The sequence below is a fragment of the Azonexus sp. genome (genome assembly GCF_049652925.1).
In the GTDB taxonomy this organism is placed as follows: domain Bacteria; phylum Pseudomonadota; class Gammaproteobacteria; order Burkholderiales; family Rhodocyclaceae; genus Azonexus.
Genome location: NZ_JBASFI010000021.1, coordinates 242,814 through 264,624, shown reverse-complemented (window position 1 = coordinate 264,624; position 21,811 = coordinate 242,814). Strand labels below are relative to the sequence as shown.

Sequence of the window (21,811 nt, the reverse complement as noted above, 5' to 3'; positions counted from 1 at the left end):
AAAAACGACGGGAGGAACAAACCCGTGAATTATAACGGATTTATTCCCCTTCGACAATCGATTTAGGTGCTCTCAGGGCCCTTTCGGGGCGCTGGCGCGTTGTTTTCAAGGTCGCGCAGCAGCATTTTGATTTCTACCTCTTTGAGCTCGCGCGCCATGCCCCGTTTCAATTGCGGCGGCAGAACAAACGGGCCGTACCGCACTCGGATCAGGCGGCTGACCGTAACACCGACCGCCTCGAACATGCGACGCACTTCGCGGTTGCGGCCTTCAAAAATGGTGACGCGATACCAGTGGTTGGCGCCTTCGCCGCCACCGTCGTGCAAGGTCCCGAAATTGGCTCGGCCATCCTCAAGTTCAACGCCATGCAGCAATTGCTGCTGTGCTTCGAGCGTCAGTTCACCGAGCACGCGAACGGCATACTCGCGAACCAGTTCCGAACTCGGATGCATCAGCTTGTTGGCCAGATCGCCGGACGTCGTGAAGATAAGCAGACCTGAGGTATTGAAGTCGAGACGGCCGACATTGATCCAGCGACCGCCGCGCATACGGGGCAGCGCGGCAAAAACTGACGGACGGCCATCAGGGTCGTCACGCGAAACGATTTCGCCTTCCGGCTTGTGATACATCAGGACTCGCGGCGGGCGGGTGCTGCCGGTGAAGCGGATATTGATCAGCCGGCCGCCAATCTTGACCTTGTCGGTCGGTACGACCGACTGGCCGATGGTCGCCACGACACCATTGACGGTGACCTTACCGGCGACAATCCACTCTTCCATTTCGCGACGCGAACCGACACCGGCCTGGGCGAGAATCTTTTGCAGACGCTCCGGTTTGGCTTCGACGACCGCCTTGCCATTGCGCGCGATATTGCCCCGACTGGCCCGGCCGGTTGCCGGCAGCGCGGCACGGCGACGCGGCTTGGGCGCCTCGACCACTTCTTCGGCCTCGGGCACCTCTTCGCGAGCATTGCGGGTGGTGCGACCACGCGGCGCAGGGTTGCCACGGTCAACCGGAATTTCCGGCCTTTTTTGAAATCCGCCCGGCTTGCTGGCGGAACGGAGAGGTGTGCGTTTATTGGTTTTCATAGTTCAGCTCCAGTGTCTGGGCGATTTGTTCCAGCGGCGGCAGTTCGCTGACGCTGCGCAATCCCAGATCATCGAGAAATTGCTTGGTGGTGGCAAACAGGGCCGGCCGGCCTGGCGTTTCGCGATGACCGACAACGTCGATCCAGCCGCGCTCTTCCAGCGTTTTGACAACATTGGTATTGACTGCGACGCCGCGGATTTCCTCAATATCGCCGCGCGTCACCGGCTGACGATAGGCGATGATGGCCAGCGTTTCGAGGACGGCGCGCGAGTATTTCGGTGGCCGCTCCGGGTTCAGGCGCTCAAGATAAGGCAGGTATTCCGGACGCGTCCGGAAGCGCCAACCGGAGGCGAGCTGGATCAGTTCGACCGGACGCTCGGCCCATTCCTCGCGCAACTCGTCGAGCAGCTTGCGCAGGGTATCGGTCGACAAATCCTCGTCGAACATCTTTTTCATATCGCTTGGCGACATCGGCTCGCGCGCGGCGAGCAGCGCTGCCTCAAGCACTCTCTTGACCTGACTCGGTTCCACCTTGATGCACTCGGACGTAAATGGGTTGAAAGGCTTCGGTCTGGGTGATTTCGATTAGTTTTTCGCGGCCCAGTTCAAGCATGGCAATGAAATGGACGACCAGACCCGGCACCCCCATGTCGGGATCGAACAGGGTCTCGAACTGGACGAAGCCACCTTTGGCCTGCAATGCGCGCAGGATGATGCCCATGTGCTCGCGCACCGACAACTCTTCGCGCCCGATCTGGTGATGCTTTTTCAGCCCGGCTTGGCGAACAACCGCCATCCAGGCTTCCTTGAGGTCATCGACCGAGACTTCCGGCCGGCGGACCAGTAGCGATTTCTCGACCAACGTCTCGACCCAGAAAAACTCGCGCTCGGCCTGCGGCATCGCGTTCAGATTCTGGCCGGCGAGCTTCATCTGCTCGTACTCCATGAGCCGGCGAACCAGCTCGGCGCGCGGATCTTCGGCCTCGTCGCCCTCGCCCAGCTTCGGCCTTGGTAGCAGCATGCGCGACTTGATTTCGATGAGCATGGCCGCCATCACGAGGTAATCGGCGGCCAGTTCGAGATTGCTCGCCCGCATCGCCTCGACGTAATCAAGATACTGCCGGGTCAGCGGCGCCATCGGGATATCGAGGATATCGATGTTGGCGCGGCGAATCATGTAAAGCAGGAGGTCAAGCGGCCCTTCGAAGGCATCGAGCATGATGGCCAGCGCATCTGGCGGGATGTACAGGTCAAGCGGCATCTGCTCCAGCGGCTGACCGTAAACGCGGGCTAGCGGCTCGACTTCGCCAACAGGAAGCACTTCGAGGACGTCGCTCATGCGCTCAGGAGGCCGCGGGGCGGCCCTTGCCCTTGTAATGCAGATGCAGGTTGCGGACGTAAATGACCAGGCTGAGCGCCTGCCCGAAGATGAAGACCGGATCCTTGCGATGGATGGCGTAAATGGTCAGCACGATGCCGCCGGCCAGACTGAAATACCAGAAAGAGACCGGAATGACGACCATCTTGGCTTTTTCGCTGCTCCACCACTGGATGACGAAGCGCATCATGAACAGCGCCTGGCCACCAAAACCAATACCAAGCCAGATCAGTGTTTCCCAGTCATAACCGTACATCAGTGGTATTCCAGCCCCATCGCTTCGCGCACGTCGCGCATGGTTTCGCGGGCGTATTCGCGGGCCTTCTCGCAGCCGTCGGCAATGATGTTCTTGACTAGGGTCGGATCATCCAGATAGACCTGTGCGCGCTCGCGCATCGGCGCCTGTTCCTTGAGGATGGCGTCAATCACCGGCTGCTTGCACTCGATGCAACCAATACCGGCCGTGCGGCAGCCCTGCTGCACCCATTCCTTGCAGCCATCGTTCGAATAGACCAGATGTAGCTGCCAAACCGGGCACTTGGCCGGCTCGCCCGGATCGGTACGGCGCACGCGGGCCGGATCGGTCGGCATGCTGCGCACTTTCTTGGACACCGAGTCTTCCGACTCGCGCATGGTGATCGTGTTGTTGTACGACTTGGACATCTTCTGCCCATCCAGCCCCGGCATCTTGGAGGCTTCGGTCAGCAGGTAGCCCGGCTCAACCAGAATCATCTTGCCGGTACCTTCGAGGTAGCCGAACAGGCGCTCGCGGTCAGCCATCGACAGGTGCTGAACTTCGTCGAGCACGGCCTTGGCCTGTTCGATGGCATCGCGGTCGCCGTTCTGCTGGAAGCGGGTCCGCATCTCTTCATAGAGGCGAGCCTTCTTGCTGCCCAGTTTCTTGACGGCTTCGCGCGCCTTGTCCTCGAAGCCCGGTTCGCGGCCGTACATGTGATTGAAGCGACGAGCCAGCTCGCGCGTGAATTCAACGTGCGGAATCTGGTCCTCGCCAACCGGCACCTTGTCGGCGCGGTAGATCAGGATGTCGGCGCTCATCAGCAGCGGATAGCCGAGAAAGCCGTAGGTCGTCAAATCCTTGCCAGCCAGCTTTTCCTGCTGGTCCTTGTAGGTCGGCACGCGCTCGAGCCAGCTGAGCGGCGTCATCATCGACATCAGCAGGTGCAGTTCGGCGTGCTCGGGCACCCGCGACTGGACAAACAGCGTCGCCTGGTTGGGATCGACACCGGCAGCCAGCCAATCGACCACCATGTCCATCGACGCCTTCTCGATACCCTGCGGATTATCGTACTGCGTGGTCAGCGCGTGCCAGTCAGCAACGAAAAACAGGCAGGGATACTCGTGCTGGAGTTCGATCCAGTTTTTGAGAACACCATGGTAGTGGCCAAGATGCAGCGACCCGGTCGGGCGCATGCCGGAGAGAACACGTTCTGCGTACATATTTTATTTAGTAGAGACCAAAAATGAGTGCGATAACCCAGGCTGACGCATTGACCAGCGGATTCATGATTGCGCCGAGGATACCGGTGAACAGCAGCACCAGCAAAATCGGAAAGCCCCAGGGCTCAAGCCTGGCGAATTTCCATGCTAACGAATGCGGCAGCAGGCTGACGGCGATCCGCCCACCATCGAGCGGTGGCAAGGGGAACAAATTGAGCACCATGAGCACGCAATTGATCTGAATGCCCATCTCGGCCATGCGCGCCAGCGGCGTACTGAAAAACTGCGGCAGCAGCCACGAAAGTTTGAAGGCCAGCGCCCACAGGCAGGCCATCAGGAGATTGGCACCAGGACCTGCGGCGGCAACCCAGAACATGTCTTTTTTCGGATCACGCAAACGACTGAAATCAACCGGCACCGGCTTGGCGTAGCCGAACAGGAAATTGCCGCCGGAAAACAGCAGGATGCTCAGGGGAATCAGGATGGTGCCGACCGGATCGATATGACGCAATGGGTTCAGGCTGATCCGCCCGGCCTGCCAGGCAGTCGGATCGCCGAAATGGCGCGCTGCGTAGCCGTGGGCTGCTTCATGCAAGGTGATGGCGAAAACCAGCGGCAGTGCAAGAATCGCGATGGTCTGGATGATAGCGTTGATATCCAGCATCTCAGCCCAGTCCGAACAGTTCAAGGGGACCGCGACCAGCCCGGATCAGCTCCGGCGCAGCGCCGGTCAGGTCGATGACCGTCGTCGGTTCGGTACCACAAGGACCGCAGTCGAGAATCAGCTCGAGCTGGTCATCGAGGCGATCCTGTATTTCCCATCCTTCGGTCAGCGAAAACTCGTCACCCGGCAATTGCAGAGTCGTCGTCAGCAAAGGCTCGTTCAGCTCTTCGAGCAAAGCCAGCGCCACTGGATGATCCGGCACGCGCAGGCCGATGGTCTTGCGCTTCGGATGCATGACCCGGCGCGGCAACTCCTTGGAGCCTTCGAGAATGAAGGTGTAGCTGCCCGGCGTCGCCGCCTTGAGCAAACGATACTGGGCGTTGTCGACCCGGGCAAAATGGGCGATTTCGGAAAGATCGCGGACCATCAGCGTCAGATGATGGCGCTCATCCATCTGGCGAATCAGGCGGATGCGATCCAGCGCTTCCTTGTCACCGAGATGGCAGCCGAGGGCGTAGCAGGAATCGGTCGGCAGGGCGACGATGGCGCCTTTACGGATAAAGTCGGCGGCCTGAGCGAGCAGGCGCTGCTGCGGCGATTCGGGGTGGATATTGACGACGCGAGCCATGCTCAAACCACCAGGCGCCAAACCGGTTTCAAGTCTTCCGGCAATTGTGGAAGCTTGCCGAGATCGACATAACTTTCTTCCGGCCCGTGAAAATCAGAGCCACGCGAGGCGTGAAATGCGTAGTGCCGGGCCAGACGGGCGAAATGCATGACATGATCCGGCGAATGGCTGCCGCAGGTCACTTCGATGCCCTGCCCACCGACATCCTTGAAGTCATCGAGAAAATGGCGCATGTCGGCGCCGGACATCTTGTAGCGCGCCGGGTGCGCGACAACCGCCACGCCGCCGGCGCCGTTGATCCAGCCGACGGCTTCATTCAGGGTCGCCCAGCGATGATCGACATACCCCGGTTTGCCCGACGCCAGGTAATGCTGGAATACGCCCGGCACGTCACGGGCAATACCGATGGACACGAGGTAGCGCGCGAAATGAGCACGCGAGATCAGGCTCGGATTGGTCACAAAGCACAGTGCGCCTTCATAGACGCCGGGAATGCCGATGGCGGCGAGTGCGTCACCCATCCGTTTGGCCCGCTCGATACGCCCCACCCGCAGTTCGTCGAGGCCTCCGCTCAATGCCGGGTTTGCCGGATCGAAACCGAGACCGACGACATGAATCGGCACGCCGCGCCATTCGATGGAGATTTCGACGCCGTTAACAAAGCCCATTCCCGCCTCTTCAGCCGCTACCCGTGCTTCGAACAGACCGCCAAGATCATCGTGATCGGTCAGCGCCCACAGATCAACCCCGTTGCCCGCCGCGCGCCGCGCCACCACCTGTGGTGGCAGAAAGCCGTCGGAAACGATGGAGTGGCTATGAAAATCGAAATTGGCTGGCGTCACGGGTAAGCAGTTGAAGGCAAACGAAGATTCTAGCATGAAGGAGGCCATGCCCCGAGCCCCTTGTGCAGTGCAGCAGGTTGATCTGACCGCTGCATCCCGTTATAGTGCCTCCCGTTCCGTGGGAGAGCGCAGATCCGTCTGCCGCCGAAGGCGCAAATCCACCCGAAAACGCTCAGGCAAAAGGACCGCGGAACACGGCGCAAGCCAAAAAACTCTGGAGAGCGATGGCGGCTGTTGCCGACATCCACCGATGGGGCAAATCTCTCAGGTATCGAGGACAGAGGGGTGAAACGAAAGACCATTCTTTCGTTTCACCCTTTTTCCGTTTCTAGAACCGACGTTAATAGACGCTCGCAAAGGATTGATATGCTGAAGAAAACGGTTTTGAATTCCGCCCATCGCGCAATGAATGCCCGAATGGTCGATTTCGGTGGTTGGGACATGCCAGTCAACTACGGTTCGCAGATCGAGGAGCACAACGCGGTCCGCAAAAACTGCGGCATGTTCGATGTCTCGCACATGTGCCCGGTCGATGTCGTCGGCGCCGATTGCCGCGCTTTTCTCTCCCGCCTCGTCGCCAATGACGTGGCCAAGCTCAAGGTTTCGGGCAAAGCGCTTTACGCCGCCATGCTCAATGAAGCCGGTGGCGTCATCGACGACCTGATCATCTATTTCCTGACCGACACGCGCTTCCGTATCGTCGTCAATGCCGGCACCGCCGAGAAGGATCTGGCCTGGATGCAGGCCAAGGTCGCCGAATGGAAGCTCGATGTCACCATCACCCAGCGCCGCGATGGCGCCAACAACCTCGGCATCATCGCCGTGCAGGGTCCGAATGCCCGCGCCAAGGTCTGGGAAGTGCTGCCGCAGGCCAAGGCGGCGACCGAAGGCCTGAAGGCTTTCTTCGCCGCCGAAGTCGATCAGTACTTCATCGCCAGCACTGGCTACACCGGTGAAGACGGCTACGAAATCATGCTGCCGGCCGGCGAAGCCGAAGCGCTGTGGAACAAGCTCAATGCCGCTGGCGTAGCGCCCTGCGGCCTCGGCGCCCGCGACACGCTGCGTCTGGAAGCAGGCATGAATCTCTACGGCCAGGATATGGACGAGACGGTTTCGCCGCTCGACGCCGGCCTCGCCTGGACCGTTTCGCTCAACACCGACCGCGATTTTGTCGGCAAGGCAGCACTGGTCACCAATGGTCAGCAGAAGCAGTTTCTCGGCCTCATCCTGCTCGACAAGGGCGTACTACGCGGCCATCAGAAAGTCACGACCAAGCAGGGCGACGGCGAAATCACTTCCGGCAGCTTCTCGCCGACGCTCCAGCAATCCATCGCCCTCGCCCGCCTGCCGCTTGGCGTGCAAATCGGCGACGAAGTCGAAGTCGATATCCGTGGCAAGGCGCTCAAGGCCAAGGTCACCAAACCCGTATTCGCCCGCAACGGCAAAGCAGTCATCTAATTCAACCCATTCAGGAGAAAACCATGTCCAACGTCCTCGCCAACCTCAAGTACGCCGCCTCCCACGAATGGATGCTGCTCAACGCTGACGGCTCCGTCACCGTCGGCATTACCGACCACGCCCAGGAAGCCCTCGGCGACCTGGTTTTTGTCGAACTGCCGGAAGTCGGCGCCCATTTCGATGCCGAGAAGGAAATCGCCGTCGTTGAATCGGTCAAGGCTGCGGCTGACGTGTACGCTCCGATCTCCGGCACAGTCACCGAAGTCAATCAGGCTGCTGCCGACGCACCGGAGTCGGTCAATCAGGACGCCTACGCTGCCTGGCTGTTCAAGATAACACCCGACAACGCCGCAGATCTGGACAAGATGCTCGACGCTGCTGCCTACCAGGCCGTCGCCGACGCCGCCTGAAAGCTGCAGGTTGTTCCCGTATTAGCGGGAACCGAGAAAAAGTAAAGCACGGGATCCCCGCCTGCGCGGGGATGACGTATTCAAGTATTTCCATGCAAGGATTCCCATGCCGTTGAATCTTCCCCTTTCCGCCCTCGAGCAGCACGACGAGTTCATCGGCCGTCACATCGGCCCATGCTCGACCGAATTGGCCGCCATGCTCGCCGCCATCGGTGCCGACAGCCTCGAACAGCTGATCGACCAGACCGTCCCCGCTGCCATCCGTCTACCCGACGACCTGCCGCTGCCCGCGCCGCGCCGCGAACATGAAGCGCTGGCCGACCTCAAGGCCATCGCCAGCAAGAATGTCGTCAACAAGTCCTGCATCGGCATGGGCTATTACGACACGCTGACGCCCAAGGTCATCGTCCGCAATGTCCTGGAAAACCCGGGCTGGTACACCGCCTACACGCCCTACCAGGCTGAAATCGCCCAGGGCCGTCTTGAAGCGCTGATGAATTTCCAGCAGATGGTCGTCGACCTGACCGGGCTGGAGATTGCCAACGCCTCGCTACTCGACGAAGCCACCGCTGCCGCCGAAGCGATGACCATGGCACGCCGCGTTTCCAAGTCCAAATCCAACCGCTTCCTGGTGGATGCCAACTGCTTCCCGCAGACCATAGACGTCGTCAAGACCCGCGCCGGCTATTTCGGCTTCGAACTGGTCATTGCCACGGTCAACCCGGAAAATGGCCCAAAAATCGAAAGTGAAGATTTCTTCGGCGCCCTGCTCCAGTACCCGGGCGACAACGGCGAAGTCCGCGATCTGACCGCGACCATCGCTGCGCTGAAGGCCAAGGGCACGACGGTTGCCGTCGCTTCCGACCTCATGGCCCTCGTCCTGCTTAAATCGCCGGGCGCCATGGGTGCCGACATCGCCCTCGGTTCCAGCCAGCGTTTCGGTATCCCGATGGGCTTCGGTGGCCCGCACGCCGCTTTCTTCGCCACCCGCGAAGCCTTCGTCCGCTCGATGCCGGGCCGCATCATCGGTCTGTCCAAAGATGCCCGCGGCAAGACCGCCTACCGCATGGCGTTGCAGACTCGCGAGCAACACATTCGCCGCGAGAAAGCCAATTCCAACATCTGCACCTCGCAAGTGCTGTTGGCCAACATGGCCGGCATGTACGCCGTTTACCACGGCGCCGAAGGCTTGCGCACCATCGCCGGCCGTATCCATCGCCTGACCGCCATTCTTGCCGAAGGCCTCAAGCGCGCAGGCGTCAGCCTGCTGACCAAGCAGTTCTACGACACCGTTCATTTCGATCTTGGCGCCCGCGCAGAAACTGTCTACCTCGACGCACTGGCCGCCGGCTACAACCTGCGCCGCGTCTCGGCTGGCGTCCTCGGCATTTCGCTCGACGAAACGACGACGCGCAACGATGTTGCCACGCTGTTCAAGCTGATTACCCAGGTCACGCTCGACATGGACGTCATCGACGCCCAGGTCGCCGCCGCCGACTCCGCCCTGCCCGACGCGCTGATCCGTAGCGACGCCGTGCTCCAGCACCCGGTATTCAACACGCACCACACCGAACACGAGATGCTGCGCTACCTCAAGTCGCTGCAGAACAAGGATCTGGCGCTCGACCATTCGATGATCTCTCTCGGTTCCTGCACCATGAAGCTCAACGCGACGAGCGAGATGATTCCGGTCACCTGGCCCGAATTCGGTGGCATGCACCCCTTCGCGCCGCGTGACCAGGCCATTGGCTACCTTGAAATGATCGCCAGTCTGACCGAATGGCTAAAAACTGTCACCGGCTTCGACGCCATCTGCATGCAGCCGAACTCCGGTGCGCAGGGCGAATACGCCGGCCTGGTCGCCATTGCGCGTTACCACGCCAGTCGCGGTGACAGCCATCGCGACATCTGCCTGATCCCGAAATCGGCCCACGGCACCAACCCGGCTACGGCCCAGATGGCCAACATGAAGGTCGTCGTCGTTGATTGCGACGAAAACGGCAACGTCGATGTCGCCGACCTCAAGGCCAAGACCGAGGAACACAAGGACGACCTCGCCTGCCTGATGATCACCTACCCGTCCACCCACGGTGTCTTCGAGGAAGCAGTGCGCGACATCTGCGCCATCGTGCACGCCAACGGCGGCCAGGTGTACATGGACGGCGCCAACCTCAACGCCCAGGTCGGCCTGACCTCGCCCGGCTTCATCGGCGCCGACGTCAGCCACATGAACCTGCACAAGACCTTCGCCATCCCGCATGGCGGCGGCGGACCGGGCATGGGACCGATCGGCCTCAAGGCCCATCTGGCGCCGTTCATGGCCGACCACGCGGTGGCGGCCACCGGTGCGGCGGATCGCGTCAACGCCGGTCAAGGCGCGGTCTCTGCCGCCCCGTTCGGTTCGGCTTCGATTCTGACCATTTCGTGGATGTACCTCGCCATGCTCGGCGGCGAAGGCGTCAAGAAGGCGACGCAAGTCGCCATCCTCAACGCCAACTATGTTGCCCAGCAGTTGAAGGCGCACTACCCGGTGCTCTACGTCGGCAAGAACGGCCGCGTGGCGCACGAGTGCATCTTCGACATCCGCCCGCTCAAGGCGGCGACCGGAATCAGCGAAACCGACATCGCCAAGCGCCTGATGGACTACGGTTTCCATGCGCCGACGGTATCCTTCCCGGTGGCCGGCACGATCATGGTCGAGCCGACCGAATCCGAATCGAAGGCCGAACTGGACCGCTTCATCGCAGCCCTGGTCAGCATTCGTGAGGAAATCCGCCAGATCGAAAATGGCGTCTGGTCAGCCGACAACAATCCGCTCAAGAATGCCCCGCATTCGCAGGCGGACGTCATCGACGGCGACTGGAAGCATCCGTACAGCCGCGAGCAGGCCGTCTTCCCGCTGCCCTGGGTGGCTGCCAACAAGTTCTGGCCGAGCGTCAATCGCATCGACGATGTGTACGGCGACCGCAACCTGAACTGCGCCTGCCCGCCGATGTCTGCCTACGAAGACTGATGACAGTCGATCTCTCTGCCATCGCCAAGTGGCCCAACGTCCCCGCCTGTTACGACTGGTTGTCGCTCGACCGGCGGGGCGACTGGCGATTGCAGGGAGAGCGAGTGACGCACAGCGGCCTGATCAACTTCATCAACCGGCAGTATGGTTGTGACGAGTCAGGCTGCTGGTTCTTGCAGAACGGCCCGCAACGGGTGTTCGTCGAACTGGCCTATACCCCGTGGGTGTTCCGCCGCGAAGGCGAGTCCTTTGTCAGCCATACCGGTGAACCGGCCGGCGACATCAAGGCGATTTATCTCGATGAAGAAGGCAGCATCCTGCTCGAAACGACGCTAGGTATCGGCTTGCTCAATGATCGCGATCTGGCGCAATTTCTCGCCGAATGCCATGACGGCAACGGCCAGCCGGCGAGCGATGAGGCGCTTTCAAGCCTGATGGAAACGGCCACCGGCGATATCCTCTGGCAGAACCTGCCGCTACAGTCGATTGCCACGGTCGACACGAAAAAACGCTTTAATTTCAATTCGCATCCGCAACCCTGAGCGGACTACCTACTCGATGCAGTGAGCGTTCCGCCAAGCAGCAATTTCCGGTAGCGACTCATCCGCATCGTCGAGCAGCGCCGCGTTGGCCTGCAACAGCAGCTTGCGTTGCCGGGCGCTGAGCTTCCTCGGAAAGACCGGTTCCAGGTCGACCACCAGATCACCCGCGTGACTCTTGCCACGCCCCGGATAGCCCTTGCCGGCCAGCCGTAGCTGCCTGCTCTCAGCCGCGCCGGCCTCCAGCGAATGACAGATCACGCCGGCCAGTGATGGCAAATCAATTTCGCCACCGGCCATCATGGCCAGCGCGCTGACCGGCATCCGGAAATGCAGGTCGCGACCGCGCAACTGGTAAAGCGGATGAGTGCGGATGACAATCGTCAAGTAAAGATCGCCAGCAAGCAGCTCCTCATCCTCCGGCTCGCCCTGCCCCGCCAGGCGCAGTTCGTCACCGGGCAACATGCCGTGCGGTACACGAATTTCCAGGCTAACCTCTGCCAGTTCGCGGCCGCTGCCGCCACAATCCTTGCAAATACGCTCGGTAAACAGCCCGCGCCCGCCACACTCCTCGCAACGCACGAGATTGCGCTTGGCATCATGCACCCGGCCACTGCCATGGCAGGCAGTGCAAAAGCGCGTCCTGGACATGCCGTGTTCGCCCGTACCCTCGCAGGTCGGGCAGGCGTTGCCACGCGTGTAATGGATGGTCTTGCGACAACCCGAAGCAGTCTCTTCCAGACTGACCTCGAGGTTGAGCCGAATATCCGCTGCCCTCGCCGCGCTCTCATCCGGCTCGGCCTGGGGCGCCACAGCCTCTTCAACATCATCGGCATCAACGGCAAGCAATTGCTCGTACGCCGCACTGATCTGCTTGAAACGCTCCGTCGCTTGCGGATGATCGCTCCGATCCGGATGCCAGCGCATGGCCAGCCGCCGATAGGCGCGCTTCAGCTCGGCCGGGGCAGCTCCGGGCGAAACACCGAGAATTTCATGGGGATCGGAATTCATTGACTGCATTGACCAGGCGAGCCCCACAACAACGCAATACCGCCGATGTGCATGGGGTCAAAACCGGTGTCTGATTGCCATTCATGGGATATGGAAGGGAGCGATTATAAAAGACCTCACCACCATTCCGCCGGCCGGACGAAAATACCGCCCCAAACCATTACCGGAAGGTCAACCAGTCCTCAATACCGGCCGGTATTGACCAGGCGATACGGCGCCAGATCGTCTGCTGCGAGACGCACACCATCTGTATAAAGGGTCGGCATGGAGGCATCCAGACCAAGATCCTTCCGGTACGAGCGAAGAATTCCCTGAACATAGCCCTGCGTCTCCGGATACGGCGGGATCTTGTTGCCAAAGCGGCTCACCGCCCCTTCGCCCGCGTTGTAAGCCGCCAGCGCCAGCGACACATTGTCAAAACGATCAAGCAAATGCCGAAGATAGGTCGTGCCGGCTTGCAGATTGCGCTCCGGCACTTCGAGATCGCTGACCCCGAAACGCCTGCCGGTCGCCGGCATGACCTGCATCAAGCCGATTGCCCCCTTCGGCGACAGCGCATCGGGACGATAGGCAGACTCGGCGCGAATCACCGCATGGACCAGCGCCGGATCGAGCCCCTTGGCATTGGCGTGGCGATCGATCATGGCCGACAGCGCCGAGCCTTTTCTCTGAGGCGCCAGCGTTTCGGTCACCGCACCCGTATTCAGCCGATAGTCCGCCCGCTGAATCTCCAGGCGAAACGGGCTTGGCGCCACCGGCCGCTTGTCCAGCCGAAGCTTTACGCGCGGGCTATCGCCGCGTGCAACAACCTCCGCCGAATGGCTGAGCACGGGGGCAAGCAAGCCCAGCACAACCAAAGCCGGCAAACATCTCTGCCCGGAAGCCGAAAAAGTCATCGGCCCCGCCTCAGTAGGCGCTCGCGTCCTTGAAAACCAGCAGGACGGTGCGAAAAATGATGTAAAGATCGAGATTCAATGACCAGTTGCGCAAATACTCGAGATCGTAATCGATACGCGCCTGCATCTTGTCCAGCGTCTCCGTTTCGCCACGGTAGCCGTTGACCTGCGCCCAGCCGGTGATGCCCGGCTTGACCTTGTGGCGAACCATGTAGCCCTTGATCAGCTTGCGATACATCTCGTTGTGAGCGACGGCATGCGGTCGCGGGCCGACAATGCTCATGCGCCCCTGCAAGACGTTCATGAACTGCGGCAGCTCGTCGAGTGACGTCCGGCGAAGAATGCCGCCGATTCGCGTCACGCGGGCATCACCCTTGCGTGCCTGGGGAACGTTCGGACCATCTTCGCACACGCTCATCGAGCGGAACTTGTAGACCATGATCTCCTCGCCATCGAGGCCATAGCGCCGCTGCTTGAAAATGATCGGGCCGGGTGAACTCAGCTTGACCAGACCGGCAACAACGAGCAGGACCGGCGAAATCAAAATCAGGATCAGGGAGGAGAGAACGACGTCACTCAAACGCTTGACGATACCGTTCAATCCGGAAAAAGGCGTATCGCAGACGGCAACCACCGGCATCCGGCCAACCGCATCCATGCGTGCCTGGATCAGGTCGGTAACAAATATGTCCGGCACGAAATAAACCGAAGCCGTCGTGTCGTTGAGCGATTCGAGCAGCGAAAGAATTCGCGGCTGCGTCGCCATCGGCAAGGCGAGGTAGATCAGATCGACCTTGTTGGCCTTGACGTAGTCAGCAACATCGGAAAAACGGCCGATCAGGCGGCCAGTGCCCATGTCCAGTCGCTCGACGTCGCGATCGTCGAAATATCCGCTCAGCTTGATGCCTTGCATCGGGTGACGATCAATCTCGGTTGCCAGATGGCGGCCCAATTCGTTGCAGCCAACCACCACAGCCCGCTTCGGAAAGCCATTCGCGGCGAGGACTGCAGGCATGGTAACGCGGAACAGAAAATGGCCAGCCAACTGGGCAACCGGGGCCATCCAGAGCCAATTAAACAGAACTTCTTCTGGAAAAAGCGTGTAAAGCCCAGTCGCCAGGCCGAAAAAAATCAGCAGTGCAGCTATCCCCAACCAACTGATAAGAACTTCGCGGATGCTGCCTCGTACGGTCTCCTGAATCAGGCTCTTGCCCGGAAAGGTCAGCGAAAAAACGAGCACTCCAAGCACTGCATAGTGAGCATACTCATCGTCGCGAAACCACAACATCAGCCCAAAAAGGGTGGAAAGGACCGTAACGGGATCAACCAACGACTCAAAAAGTCGAAACAATGCCCCGCCAACCCGTTCCATACCCATAAACGGGCGATTCGACGCAACGCCACCGAAGCGCGAGGAGGACAAAATGTTCATAGCATTAACCGGAGACTTATCGACTGTTTAACCAAGCCAAATTGTATCCCAAGTGCAACACGATGCCGCACTGCAGCATTTGAATTTTTCGTGAAATAGTCGACATTACAAAATAAAGACTAACGTAATAATGGCGACTCAAAATCAGGGACAAAAAATAATTACATGGCATCCGTCCATAAAAAATTCGACCCGGAACTGATCGTTCGGATCATGCACAACTCGCTGTCGATCCAGAGCCATTTTCAGCTGCTGCTGTGGCTTCAGGGCGATTTCCAGGAAGCAATTCAGCATGACGTTATCATTTGCTTCAGCGGCGCGATCGGCGGAGAAACCTATCACTACGATATCGTTTCCGGCATACCGGGAATACGTGGCGCAAAACCTCTGCACGACTCCATCCGCGAATTCAGGAACGGCATTCACCTGCATTGGGTTGCAGGTTGCGGTCGAGTCACCTCGGCATCGATGTCAAGCGTAAGTAGCAGTAATATTGATGTAACAATCCTTCACTCCGAATTGCATGAAATGAAACATATTTTATTCCATGCAATTCCCGACACGCGCTTCAAGGCTGATCACCTGTACATCCTGCTCCGACGGGACGGCAGTTTTAACGAGCAGGAAAGAAGGCTTTTCGAGTTGCTTCTCCCCCATGTCGATGCAGCGGTCAGAAAAACCGATGGCTTGCCGATCCATGAACCGGACCAGGTTACCGCGCCGACGCTGATCAATTCGCTGATCAAATCGGGTCTGAGTACCCGTGAAATCGAGATTCTCGAATGGGTTCGCAACGGCAAGACCAATATCGAAATTGGCATGATCCTCGAAATCAGCTCGTTTACGGTCAAAAACCACCTGCAGCGGATTTTCAAGAAGATCAACGTCAGTAATCGCGCCCAGGCCGTAGGCAAGCTAGAAGATATCGCCAATAACGGGCTCCCCGAATCCAGCTACGAGTTCGGATAGGAAACACCGAGCAATCAGCTGCGCCGGAAATGACGCCAGCAGGCGGCCAACGCGACGCCGCACAAGCCCGCCAACCAGTCATCCAGACCAGGCTGGCGCCCCGGCAGGAATATCTGGTGAAACTCATCGCCCGCCGAAAGCACCAAGGGAATGGTCAGGAGAAGCCAGAGCGGCAACGCCAGTGCGCTATCGAGAACAAGGAAAAGGCCACCGAACACCACGGCATGCGCCAGCTTGTCAAACGGCGAAGGGATGATCCCGACAGCGAAGGGCTGCGCGCCCAGGACAAACAGCGCAGACACACCAAGCAGCCCAACGACCAGCCAGAAACGGCTGCGTACCCAAGGCTGAATCGTTGTCATGCTGTCTGCGTCCATATCATTCCTCTAAAAACACCCAGTACCAACAGGCAGGATTATCGCTGCTTCCTCGCTTCGAGAGGTGGAGATGGGCCCTGCTTTGCTACAAATCACCCCCGCGCATCGCCCCAGCGCAATTTGCAGCGGTCATCGCCGACATAGGTCGTTTCGCCGGCCCGGTCGACGCAATAGCGAGGCGAAACGATCATCTCGGAGAACTCCATGCCCTCGCCGATGCGTGTGTATTCGAAGAGCACGCTGCGTATCACCTTGGCCCCCTGACGGAGATGGCTACCGTGGCCGATCCAGGCGGGGCCGATGACCGAGCAGCCTGGCTCGATCCTGACGCTCGAGCCGATATAGACCGGCCCGACGATCTTCGAACTGTCCCAATTGATTGAGACATTCGGGCCAACCCAGACACCGGGCTTGATTTCCTTGCCCGGCATGTCCATCTCGGCCACCTCGCCGCGCAGCACTCGTTGCAGCACCGACCAGTAGTCCGTGACGCGGCCGATATCGATCCAGTTGAAGAAACGACTCTGGGCATAGAACGGGAAGCCCTTTTCCGCCATGAGCGGGAACAACTGACTGCCAATGTCGAACTCGACACCCGACGGCACGAGATCGAGCACCTGCGGTTCGAAAATATAGATCCCGGTACTCGCCAGATTGGACCTGGCCTCGGCCGGCTTCGGCTTTTCCTGGAAGGATTCGATCTAGCCATCATCGTCAGTCACCACGATGCCGTAGTTCTGCACCTGATCGTTCGGCACCTCCAGCGTCACCACGCTGGCCAGGGCGCCCTTGCTCTTGTGCTCGAACAATGCCGCCCCGATATCGAGATCGAGATCGACGATGGCATCGCCGCAGATCACCAGCGTCGTTTCGTCAAAAAAGCCGCTGAAATCCTGAATCGCCTTCATGCCGCCGGCCGAGCCCTTGGGCCTGGGCAGAATATCGCCGTGGTCGCCGACGCCTTCGTAGGATTAGCCGATATTGGCGCCCCAGCGCCGGCCGTCGCCGAAATACTCTTCGATCTTTTTGTGGTGATACGCCACATTGACCATGATCTCGGTGATGCCGTAGCGCACCAGATGCTCGATCAGGTAGGCCATGACCGGCTTGCCGAGAATCGGCACCATCGGCTTCGGCCAATCCTTGGTCAATGGACGAACCCGCGTCCCCTGGCCTGCTGCCAGAATCATTCCCTTTACCACTACTATTTGCCCCCTACAGTCAAAAAAAATGCCGCCCGAAGGCGGCATTCTAATGCTAAATGCTTACGGTCAGATGTTCTTGCGGCGAACGATAGCGCCGATGATGCCGAGACCAGCCAGGAACATGGCATAGCTTTGCGGCTCAGGAACCGGCGCCATGGCCACGCTGACCGACGGCGTCGACGAAGACCAGTTCACGCCATTCGGGCCATTCCAGCTACCGGAAAAGTTCAAACGATACTTGGTGCCGGCAACCAGCGAACTAAAAGTTTGGGTGAAGGTATCGGACAGAACGCCGCTGGTGTCGCCAAGATCAAAATCTTTGTCCTTGAAGACAAACGACTTGCTCACGGTGTCGAACAGAGACAGGGAGTACTTGCCATCTACTTCGGTCGTCCACCCCTTCTTGGTGTTGGTAGCAACCAGATCTTCCCAGGAGAGCAGGAAGGTGGCGGTATCAGAAGTCGCAGTGAACTTGAGGACTTCTTCGATATCGTAGGAAGTCGCGTGAGCCGCGACCGGAACAGCTGCGGCCAAGGCCAGTGCAACCAGGGTCTTTTTCATGACAACTCCATTGAAAATTATGTTGGACGGATGTTAGTCACGATATTGCAGCGCAACAATAGTCCGAACAGACTAATGTCATGACCTTTCGATGTCGAAAACCACCGTCCGGCCAGAATCTCCGGACCGGCGTGGTTTATGGCCCCCTTCGATCAGTCACCCAAACCCGCCGCCTCAGCTCCGCCCGTAGGTATCCTCAAAACGTACGATATCGTCCTCGCCCAGGTAGCTGCCGGACTGCACTTCAATCATCTCGAGCGGCACGATGCCGGGGTTTTCCAGGCGGTGGGTAACGCCGAGCGGGATGTAGGTGGATTGGTTTTCGGTAACGAGGAAGGTTTCCTCGCCTTTGGTCACGCGAGCGGTGCCGCTGACGACGATCCAGTGTTCGGCTCGGTGGTGGTGCATTTGAAGTGACAGGGTGCCGCCCGGTTTGACGCCGATGCGTTTGACCTGGAAGCGTTCGCCGGAATCGACGCCGTCGTACCAGCCCCAGGGGCGATAGACCTTGCGGTGCCATTGGGCGATGCTGCGTTTGTCGGCTTTGAGGCGGTCGACAATCTTTTTGACGTCTTGTGTGGCGTCGTGATGGACAACGAGGACGGCGTCGTCGGTTTCGACGACAACGAGGTTGCTGACGCCGATACAGGCGACGAGGCGACTTTCCGAGACGACCAAAGTATCGCGGCAGTTTTCGAGCATGACGTCGCCACGGGTGGCGTTGCCTTCGCCGCATTTGGGCAATACCTTCCACAGGGCATCCCAGGCGCCGACGTCGGACCAGCCGGCGGTAAGCGGAATGACGGCGGCTTTGGGCAGGCCGGCGCCGCCGGTGGTCAGGCGTTCCATGACGGCGTAGTCGATGGAGTCGGAGGGGCAGGCTTTGAAGGCGTCGACATCGACGCGGACAAAATCGCCATCGGTCTTGCCGCCGGCGAGGGCTTGCTGGCAGGCCGTCAGAATGTCGGGACGACAGAGGCCGAGGGCGGCGATCCAGACCGAGGCCTTCATGACGAAAATACCGCTGTTCCAGAGGTAGTCGCCGGAGTCGAGGTAGCTTTCGGCGGTCTGGCGGTCAGGTTTTTCGACAAAGCGGTTCAGGTTGTAGGCGCCGGATCCGTCGGCCAGGGCCTGGCCGCGCTGGATGTAGCCGTAGCCGGTTTCCGGGCAGTCGGGGGTGATGCCGAAGGTGACGGTGACGCCGGTGGCGGCCAGCGTAACGGCGCGCGCTACGGCATCACGGAAGGCGGCGCCGTCGGCGATATCGTGGTCGGCCGGCATGACGACGAGGACCGGATCTTCGCCATCACGCACGGCCCACAGGGCAGCCAGGGCAAGGGCCGGGGCGGTGTTGCGGCCAAATGGTTCGAGCAGGACCGAGCCTTGCAGGCCAAGGGTGCGGATTTGCTCGGCGACGACGAAGCGATGCTCCTCGTTGCAGACCAGCAGCGGCCCCGCCATGTCGGCCAGGCCACCGAGGCGGGCTACCGTGGCTTGCAACATCGACTGTTCACCGACCAGCGGCAGCAACTGCTTCGGGTATTTCTCGCGGGACAGCGGCCACAGACGCGTGCCGGAACCACCGGAGAGTACGACGGGGAGAATCTTGGTCATGAAAATCTGCACCTATGAAAAACGTTGATTGCTACGGTCAACCGGAAATTTTGGCTAAAAATGAAATCATCTGGCTTAAGTTGAGCAAGGGATATTCAAGCGTCAACCCAATTCTCAACCTGCAGCGACTTGACCCGAGAAAACTCCCGAAGGTTATTGCTCACCAGGGTCACCCCAAGCGCCAGCGCATGAGCAGCGATTTGCGTATCCAGTGGGCCAATCGGCGTTCCGGCAAGCTCCAGTTGCTGCCTTACCGCACCATAAACCTGCGCTGCGGTCATATCGAAATCCGCAATCTCCAGCGGCTCCAGAAAATGCTGCAACGCCAGGCGATTTTTTATCGAGCCACTTTTTTCGACACCAAAAAACAACTCTGCCACCGTAATACTCGACACCCCGATGCCAGCCGCCTCATGCGTTCGCAAGGCCTGCAGCACCTCCGCTGGCCGGTTCTTGATCGCGTAAATGCAAATATTGGTATCGAGCATGAAACGCATGCTGAAAACCCCGTTACCAGGATTCGCGCTGATCGGGCGCGGCGACCTGCTCGCGCTCGGGCATCGGGTTCTCGCGATCAAACTCATCCAGCGCCGCAATCAGCCCCTCGATGGACGGCCGGGATGCCGGACTGAGGACAACCCGATCACCATCGCGCTCGATGCGCACCTCGCTCACTCCTTCAAAACGGAAGGCCTTGGGCAACCGAACCGCCTGGCTACGACCATTCTGGAATAATTTTGCAGTTTGCATTTGAGCACCTCCAACAACGATTGATATACCAAGTATATACCACCGTAAAATTATCCGTTTCCAGGCGTATTAGGGAAGGGCTCCCCAATCACTCCCCAACCGCATCCTTAAACCGCTGCCCCGCCGCATCCTTGGCCGAGAGCAATGGTTCGCCTTCGAGTTGCCAGTCAATCGCCAGATCCGGGTCGTTCCACGCGATGCAGCGCTCGTGGGCTGGTGCGTAGTAATCGGTGGTCTTGTAGAGAAACTCAGCCGTTTCGGAGAGCACGACAAAGCCGTGCGCCAGGCCGGGCGGGATCCACAGCTGGCGTTTGTTGTCCGCCGAGAGGATTTCACCAACCCACTGGCCATAGGTTTTTGAGCCCTTGCGGATGTCGACCGCAACATCGTAGACCTCACCCTGCACCACGCGCACCAGCTTGCCTTGCGGATGTTGCACTTGATAGTGCAGGCCGCGCAGCACGTTGCGGGCGGATTTGGAGTGGTTGTCCTGGACGAAGGTCACATCCAGCCCGGTGGCCTCCTGAAAGACCTTCTGGTTATAGCTCTCATAGAAAAAGCCGCGGTCGTCGCCAAAAACCCGGGGTGCAAGTGCGATCACATCAGGTATTGCAGTCGGCATCGCAATCATCAAAACACCCGTTCCTTTAGCACGCTCATCAGGTACTGGCCGTAAAGGTTCTTGATCATCGGCTGGGCCAGTTTTTCGAGCTGGCCGGCATCGATCCAGCCCTTGCGGAATGAAATCTCTTCCGGACACGCCACTTTCAGGCCCTGGCGTTTTTCGATCGTGGCGATGAACTGGCTGGCGTCGAGCAGGCTTTCATGCGTGCCGGTGTCGAGCCAGGCGTGGCCGCGACCCATGACCTGTACGTTCAACTGCTGGCGCTCGAGATAGACGCGATTGACATCAGTGATTTCCAGCTCGCCACGCGGCGACGGCTTGAGGTCGCGGGAGATGTCGAGCACCTGGTTGTCGTAGAAATAAAGGCCGGTCACCGCGTAATTCGACTTCGGCACCTTCGGCTTCTCTTCCAGGCTGATCGCCTGCCCGGCGGCGTCGAACTCGACCACGCCGTAACGTTCCGGATCATGCACGTGGTAGGCGAAGACCGTGGCGCCGCTGGTCTGGGCGCCGGCTGCGCCGAGGTCGTTGGCAAACTCGTGGCCATAGAAAATGTTGTCGCCAAGCACCAGTGCGCTGTCGCCATTGCCGACAAAGTCACGACCGATGATGAAAGCCTGGGCCAGGCCGTCCGGGCTGGGCTGGATGGCATATTGCAGATTGAGGCCCCACTGGCTGCCGTCGCCGAGCAATTGCTGAAAGCGCGGCGTGTCCTGCGGGGTCGAGATGATCAGGATGTCGCGAATCCCCGCCAGCATCAGCGTCGTCAGCGGATAGTAGATCATCGGCTTGTCGTGGATCGGCAGCAGCTGCTTGGAAACGGCCAGAGTAACCGGGTAGAGACGGGTGCCGGAACCGCCAGCCAGGATGATGCCTTTACGCATGATGTGTC

23 protein-coding genes, 1 pseudogene and 2 riboswitches are annotated in these 21,811 nt (G+C 59.7%); of the genes and pseudogenes, 5 read left to right on the top strand and 19 right to left on the bottom strand.

Translation table 11 applies throughout. From position 1 onward, the window contains the following. Positions 1-62 precede the first annotated feature (62 nt). Genes rluB through WBK19_RS10910 form a run of 8 tightly spaced genes read right to left on the bottom strand, consistent with a single transcriptional unit; the run spans position 63 to position 6,107 of the window. On the bottom strand, positions 63-1,088 hold the full coding sequence (gene rluB / locus WBK19_RS10945; RefSeq protein WP_511289620.1) for a 23S rRNA pseudouridine(2605) synthase RluB: 1,026 nt from the start codon (positions 1,086-1,088) through the stop codon (positions 63-65). After that, on the bottom strand, positions 1,075-1,560 hold the full coding sequence (gene scpB / locus WBK19_RS10940) for an SMC-Scp complex subunit ScpB (protein WP_494648981.1): 486 nt from the start codon (positions 1,558-1,560) through the stop codon (positions 1,075-1,077). Before scpB ends, rluB begins: the two co-directional genes overlap by 14 nt. Before the next feature lie 28 nt (positions 1,561-1,588). Next, positions 1,589-2,428 carry a segregation and condensation protein A gene (locus tag WBK19_RS10935; RefSeq protein ID WP_511289618.1) on the bottom strand — a complete coding sequence of 280 codons (840 nt, stop codon included), beginning with the start codon at positions 2,426-2,428 and terminating at the stop codon, positions 1,589-1,591. Between the two features lie 4 nt (positions 2,429-2,432). Next, entirely contained in the window at positions 2,433-2,723 is a 291-nt protein-coding gene (locus WBK19_RS10930; protein ID WP_511289617.1) for a lipid-A-disaccharide synthase N-terminal domain-containing protein, read from the bottom strand. Further along, on the bottom strand, positions 2,723-3,925 hold the full coding sequence (locus WBK19_RS10925; protein ID WP_511289615.1) for a tryptophan--tRNA ligase: 1,203 nt from the start codon (positions 3,923-3,925) through the stop codon (positions 2,723-2,725). The genes WBK19_RS10930 and WBK19_RS10925 overlap by 1 nt, the downstream gene beginning before the upstream one ends. 7 nt (positions 3,926-3,932) lie before the next feature. Further along, positions 3,933-4,580 carry a site-2 protease family protein gene (locus tag WBK19_RS10920; RefSeq protein ID WP_511289702.1) on the bottom strand — a complete coding sequence of 216 codons (648 nt, stop codon included), beginning with the start codon at positions 4,578-4,580 and terminating at the stop codon, positions 3,933-3,935. Positions 4,581-4,590: 10 nt separating this feature from the next. Further along, positions 4,591-5,217: an L-threonylcarbamoyladenylate synthase gene (locus WBK19_RS10915; protein WP_511289613.1), complete on the bottom strand. Its 627-nt coding sequence runs from the start codon at positions 5,215-5,217 to the stop codon at positions 4,591-4,593. 2 nt (positions 5,218-5,219) lie between these two features. Next, complete coding sequence (locus tag WBK19_RS10910) at positions 5,220-6,107, bottom strand: 3',5'-nucleoside bisphosphate phosphatase (protein WP_511289611.1); 888 nt, start codon at positions 6,105-6,107, stop codon at positions 5,220-5,222. Between the two features lie 61 nt (positions 6,108-6,168). Next, a riboswitch (glycine riboswitch) is annotated at positions 6,169-6,257 on the top strand. 6 nt (positions 6,258-6,263) lie between these two features. Then, positions 6,264-6,350, top strand: a riboswitch (glycine riboswitch). A gap of 75 nt (positions 6,351-6,425) precedes the next feature. Here WBK19_RS10910 and gcvT point away from each other — a divergent pair. From gcvT to WBK19_RS10890, 4 genes are all read left to right on the top strand, one after another. Continuing rightward, positions 6,426-7,517, top strand: coding sequence for a glycine cleavage system aminomethyltransferase GcvT (gene gcvT, locus WBK19_RS10905; protein ID WP_511289609.1), 1,092 nt, complete (start codon positions 6,426-6,428; stop codon positions 7,515-7,517). A gap of 23 nt (positions 7,518-7,540) precedes the next feature. Further along, positions 7,541-7,927: a glycine cleavage system protein GcvH gene (gcvH, locus tag WBK19_RS10900; protein ID WP_511289607.1), complete on the top strand. Its 387-nt coding sequence runs from the start codon at positions 7,541-7,543 to the stop codon at positions 7,925-7,927. 106 nt (positions 7,928-8,033) lie between these two features. Next, on the top strand, positions 8,034-10,940 hold the full coding sequence (gene gcvP / locus WBK19_RS10895) for an aminomethyl-transferring glycine dehydrogenase (RefSeq protein ID WP_511289605.1): 2,907 nt from the start codon (positions 8,034-8,036) through the stop codon (positions 10,938-10,940). Then, positions 10,940-11,482 (top strand): DUF2946 family protein, encoded by a 543-nt coding sequence (locus tag WBK19_RS10890; RefSeq protein ID WP_511289603.1) that lies wholly within the window; start codon positions 10,940-10,942, stop codon positions 11,480-11,482. Before gcvP ends, WBK19_RS10890 begins: the two co-directional genes overlap by 1 nt. 9 nt (positions 11,483-11,491) lie before the next feature. On the opposite strand, the gene WBK19_RS10885 is transcribed toward WBK19_RS10890, so the two are convergent. From WBK19_RS10885 to WBK19_RS10875, 3 genes are all read right to left on the bottom strand, one after another. Then, positions 11,492-12,490 (bottom strand): DnaJ C-terminal domain-containing protein, encoded by a 999-nt coding sequence (locus WBK19_RS10885; RefSeq protein ID WP_511289601.1) that lies wholly within the window; start codon positions 12,488-12,490, stop codon positions 11,492-11,494. A gap of 182 nt (positions 12,491-12,672) precedes the next feature. Continuing rightward, positions 12,673-13,386, bottom strand: coding sequence for a lytic transglycosylase domain-containing protein (locus WBK19_RS10880; protein WP_511289599.1), 714 nt, complete (start codon positions 13,384-13,386; stop codon positions 12,673-12,675). Between the two features lie 10 nt (positions 13,387-13,396). Then, positions 13,397-14,674: an undecaprenyl-phosphate glucose phosphotransferase gene (locus tag WBK19_RS10875; protein WP_511289700.1), complete on the bottom strand. Its 1,278-nt coding sequence runs from the start codon at positions 14,672-14,674 to the stop codon at positions 13,397-13,399. Between the two features lie 309 nt (positions 14,675-14,983). Between WBK19_RS10875 and epsA the strand changes: the two genes are divergently transcribed. Continuing rightward, on the top strand, positions 14,984-15,787 hold the full coding sequence (gene epsA, locus WBK19_RS10870) for an XrtB/PEP-CTERM-associated transcriptional regulator EpsA (protein WP_511289597.1): 804 nt from the start codon (positions 14,984-14,986) through the stop codon (positions 15,785-15,787). 14 nt (positions 15,788-15,801) lie between these two features. On the opposite strand, the gene WBK19_RS10865 is transcribed toward epsA, so the two are convergent. From WBK19_RS10865 to rfbA, 8 genes and pseudogenes are all read right to left on the bottom strand, one after another. Beyond that, on the bottom strand, positions 15,802-16,149 hold the full coding sequence (locus tag WBK19_RS10865) for a VanZ family protein (RefSeq protein ID WP_511289595.1): 348 nt from the start codon (positions 16,147-16,149) through the stop codon (positions 15,802-15,804). 107 nt (positions 16,150-16,256) lie between these two features. Continuing rightward, positions 16,257-17,354: pseudogene (locus WBK19_RS10860) on the bottom strand (nucleotidyltransferase family protein). 81 nt (positions 17,355-17,435) lie between these two features. Further along, positions 17,436-17,930 (bottom strand): PEP-CTERM sorting domain-containing protein, encoded by a 495-nt coding sequence (locus tag WBK19_RS10855; protein ID WP_511289593.1) that lies wholly within the window; start codon positions 17,928-17,930, stop codon positions 17,436-17,438. Positions 17,931-18,104: 174 nt separating this feature from the next. Next, a complete protein-coding gene (locus tag WBK19_RS10850; protein ID WP_511289591.1) occupies positions 18,105-19,544 on the bottom strand; it encodes a mannose-1-phosphate guanylyltransferase/mannose-6-phosphate isomerase in 1,440 nt (479 codons plus the stop codon). 95 nt (positions 19,545-19,639) lie between these two features. Then, on the bottom strand, positions 19,640-20,041 hold the full coding sequence (gene vapC / locus WBK19_RS10845; protein WP_511289589.1) for a type II toxin-antitoxin system tRNA(fMet)-specific endonuclease VapC: 402 nt from the start codon (positions 20,039-20,041) through the stop codon (positions 19,640-19,642). A gap of 13 nt (positions 20,042-20,054) precedes the next feature. Beyond that, positions 20,055-20,294 carry an antitoxin gene (locus WBK19_RS10840; RefSeq protein ID WP_226494921.1) on the bottom strand — a complete coding sequence of 80 codons (240 nt, stop codon included), beginning with the start codon at positions 20,292-20,294 and terminating at the stop codon, positions 20,055-20,057. Positions 20,295-20,382: 88 nt separating this feature from the next. After that, positions 20,383-20,925, bottom strand: a complete 543-nt coding sequence (rfbC, locus tag WBK19_RS10835) for a dTDP-4-dehydrorhamnose 3,5-epimerase (protein WP_511289587.1) — start codon at positions 20,923-20,925, stop codon at positions 20,383-20,385. After that, positions 20,925-21,803, bottom strand: coding sequence for a glucose-1-phosphate thymidylyltransferase RfbA (gene rfbA, locus WBK19_RS10830; protein WP_511289585.1), 879 nt, complete (start codon positions 21,801-21,803; stop codon positions 20,925-20,927). The genes rfbC and rfbA overlap by 1 nt, the downstream gene beginning before the upstream one ends. Positions 21,804-21,811 lie beyond the last annotated feature (8 nt).